This window comes from Streptococcus sp. HSISS2, assembly GCF_000448665.1.
Lineage (GTDB): Bacteria > Bacillota > Bacilli > Lactobacillales > Streptococcaceae > Streptococcus > Streptococcus raffinosi.
On record NZ_CM002133.1, the window covers coordinates 2355775 to 2359068 of the forward strand.

Annotated in this window: 2 protein-coding genes and 2 pseudogenes; 2 read left to right on the forward strand and 2 right to left on the reverse strand. The window is 40.4% G+C overall.

All coding sequences use genetic code 11. The features are described from left to right. On the forward strand, positions 1–264 hold a 264-nt coding region (locus HSISS2_RS10500; RefSeq protein ID WP_134981558.1), incomplete at its 5' end, for an IS3 family transposase. Positions 265–313: 49 nt separating this feature from the next. Here the strand turns inward: HSISS2_RS10500 and HSISS2_RS10505 are convergent. Both HSISS2_RS10505 and HSISS2_RS10510 read right to left on the reverse strand, forming a co-directional pair. Further along, positions 314–702: pseudogene (locus HSISS2_RS10505) on the reverse strand (helix-turn-helix transcriptional regulator). 133 nt (positions 703–835) lie between these two features. After that, positions 836–2748 (reverse strand): annotated as a pseudogene (locus HSISS2_RS10510) (ATP-binding cassette domain-containing protein). A 157-nt stretch (positions 2749–2905) separates the two neighbouring features. On the opposite strand from HSISS2_RS10510, the gene HSISS2_RS10515 reads away from it, so the two are divergent. Further along, on the forward strand, positions 2906–3294 hold a 389-nt coding region (locus tag HSISS2_RS10515; RefSeq protein WP_240472077.1), incomplete at its 3' end, for a helix-turn-helix domain-containing protein.

A 3294-nucleotide genomic window follows, 5' to 3' on the forward strand; every position in this document is an offset into this window, starting at 1 on the left:
GATTCTTATCATCGGTTCCTAGAGAGTAAGGGAATTCAGCCATCCATGTCACGTAAAGGAAATAGTCCAGACAATGGCATGATGGAGTCCTTCTTTGGCAGTTTGAAATCGGAAATGTTTTATGGTTACGAAAAGACGTTTAAATCACTTAATCAATTGGAACAAGCTATTGTAAACTATATTGATTATTACAATAACAAACGAATTAAGGTAAAACTAAAAGGACTCAGTCCTGTGCAATACAGAACTAAATCCTTTGGATAAATTAAATGTCTAACTTTTTGGGGTCAGTACACAATTCGGGCTATTTTTATTATCTCCTTTGGAGAAATAATTTTATTTCGTAAGCTAATGTGAAAATCGTTGCGTTCAAGAAGCCCAGCATAAAGATTCTGTGAACCAAGGCAAAATAGGCAATATAGATAAGCGTCGCCAGTAGATAGGCAAGAATGAGATAGTGCCATTTTTAATCTGATTATCTCGAACAACTTTTTCTTTGACGGCCTTGTCCTCCTTGATTAGCTTCTCTAAACTGGTATGAAAAGTTTCGCTGATAGTTAACAAGTTACCAATATCAGGTAAACCGACTTCTGACTCCCACCGAACAATGGCTGAACGAGAAACATGGAGCTTTTGAGCTAGATCATCTTGAGTTAGTCCGTGTTTCTGACGGATTTCCTTAAGAACCTGAGAGACTTTCATAGCCCCTCCTTTCAACCTTATTTTACAGAGGTCTAGGGCTAGGAACAAGAACTTTTCTTAATGAGGATTGTTAGGATTCATAACAAAATACTCCAGCCCTGATTACAAGGCTGGAGTGCTAATGTAAATCTGCTTATTCACTAGCTAGGGCATCAATTGGATTGAGTCTAGCTGCCTTACCAGATGGTGCAAGGCTAGCAATCAGGGCAATCAGCAAACCAATGATGACGGTCGTGATTGTCGTAGTTAGGGACACTTGGATAATGTCAAATTTAATGGTAGAGTAAACCAATTTATTAACCAAAAGTTGAACGGCTAGGGCGGTAATGATGGCTAAGATATTAGCAGATACGCCTAGTAGCAGACTTTCATTGACAAAGAGGCGACGAATATCTTTCCGTCTAGCTCCCATAGCCCGCAGAACACCGATTTCCTTGGTTCTTTCGGTAACGCTCATGTAAGTAGTCGCTACAATCATGAGGATACTTACTAGAAGAGAAATACCAGCAACCAAGGCCAGAACAACCCCGACGATATAGGTGATTTGTACAATAGAGTTTAGCATTGCGCCGACACCTGTGATGCTATAGAGCACCTTTCCGTTTTTCTTCAAGGCTCGAGCATCGTTTTGCGCCTGTTTGGTATTGTTCAAATTATCAACACTAGCTGTAATGAAATTAGGTTTTAACTTAGCTCCTTGCTTAGTCGCAGCTTTTTGTAAACTATCCATAGAAACCAGATTCATCTGCTCTGTTGTCCCTGAAATAGTATATTCTTTAGTAATGGTAACAGGTTTCCCGTCGTCACCCAAGGCGGTTAGCCCGATGGTCACCTTCTTACCAACGGCCTTTTTAACATCCTTAGAAATATTTTTCTTGGCATAATCTTTTGAAACAACAATTTGGTCTCCCTTAGGCATGGCCTTATTTGAGATATTCTTCTTTACGATAGTATCATTTGTTGTCTGTAAAATACTATTTTGTACGGTTTTATCTTTATAACTGATGGTAAAAGTGGGGGCGTAATAGCCATATTCTGTCTTGGTAACATGCTTAATGTTACCAATTCTATCTTTATCCTTGCCAGTCATGCCAGTGCTAGTTAGTGCATCGGTATTTTTAAGGGTAACTTGAAAAGCCTTTGGATTAGCGATTTCATCTATAAAGCTATTCATATAGCCTCTTGCACCATTACCGAGGCCCAGGAAGAACATGACAGAAAAGAGACCTATAGCCATCCCAATCGTAATGATGAGGTTTTGCTTCCAAGCATTTTTAAAGTGAGCCCAGGCCATTTTCCAACTAGCTCCCCTGGTCAAAGGTCTGGAAGATAGTTCTTCTAAGTCGTTTCCTGTTGAGAATGGATCACGTATGCGCTCATCGGCAGTTATTTGGCCATCGGTCAGGGAGACGATTCGTGTTCCTGCCTCAGCGACTTCTTGAGAGTGAGTAACTACGATAACAGTTTTGCCTGACCTAGCAATATCTTGTAAAATTTTGAGAACCTCTTTGGTATTTTGAGAATCCAAAGCACCGGTTGGTTCATCGGCGATGATAATCTCAGGATTGCTGGCCAAGGCCCGAGCAATAGCAACTCTTTGTTTTTGCCCACCAGATAATTGGGCAGGCTTTTTCTTGCGGTGCTCATAAAGACCAACTTGTTTCAAAAGTTTTTCAGCCTGAGCCAGCTGTTCCTTATGTGATAGCTTAGTCATTTTTAGGCTAGTCAGAACATTGTCTAGCACACTGAGGTAGTTCACCAAATTGAAGGATTGAAAGATAAAACCAATGGTTTGGCGGCGATACTCATCCATGGCCTTCTCACCCTTATTTTTTGCGGTTGTCCTTTGATAATAACATCACCGGAATAATTTCGGTCCAAGCCGCCAATAATATTCATTAGAGTGGATTTTCCTCCACCAGATTCTCCAAGGATACTAATGAAATCTCCTTGATCAAAGGAAAGGTCGATTCCTTTTAGGACGGGAAATTCTTCTTTACCTAGGTAATAAGATTTGTGGATATCTTTTAATTGTAATAGGCTCATAATGGCCCCCTCTTGTTCTATTTTGTGATATTGAAATGGTACTATTATTTAAATAGCCTGTCAAGAATTTTCTGGCCCCGTTGTAAAATGAGGTGCAACAAAAAAAGACAAGCTTATCTGATATACTAAAGTTGCGAAACAAAGTATAAGGAAAGAGATAAGCATGTCCACCACAAATTGTACCACAAAACAACCCTATTGCCACCTCTCAGAGGTAGAACGAGGAAAAATCGAGGCCTTCCTATCAGAAGGGTTGAAACCAGCTGAGATTGCTAGACGTTTGGGAAGAAGTCGCTCCACCATTTTACATGAAATCAAGCGTGGGACGACAAAACAAGTCAAGCAGGTAAATGGTAAAAAGGTCTACTTTGACCACTACTTCGCTGACCTAGCTCAAAGGCGTTACGTTGAAGGGCGACAAGGAATTGACTACCTCAAACTCGAAAAGGTATCTGAGCACTTTCTAAAGGCCTTTGAAGAAGCCATGAAGGCCTCTCCCAGAGTTCATAGTGTAGACAGCTTCGTTTATGCTTATAAAGAGGAACA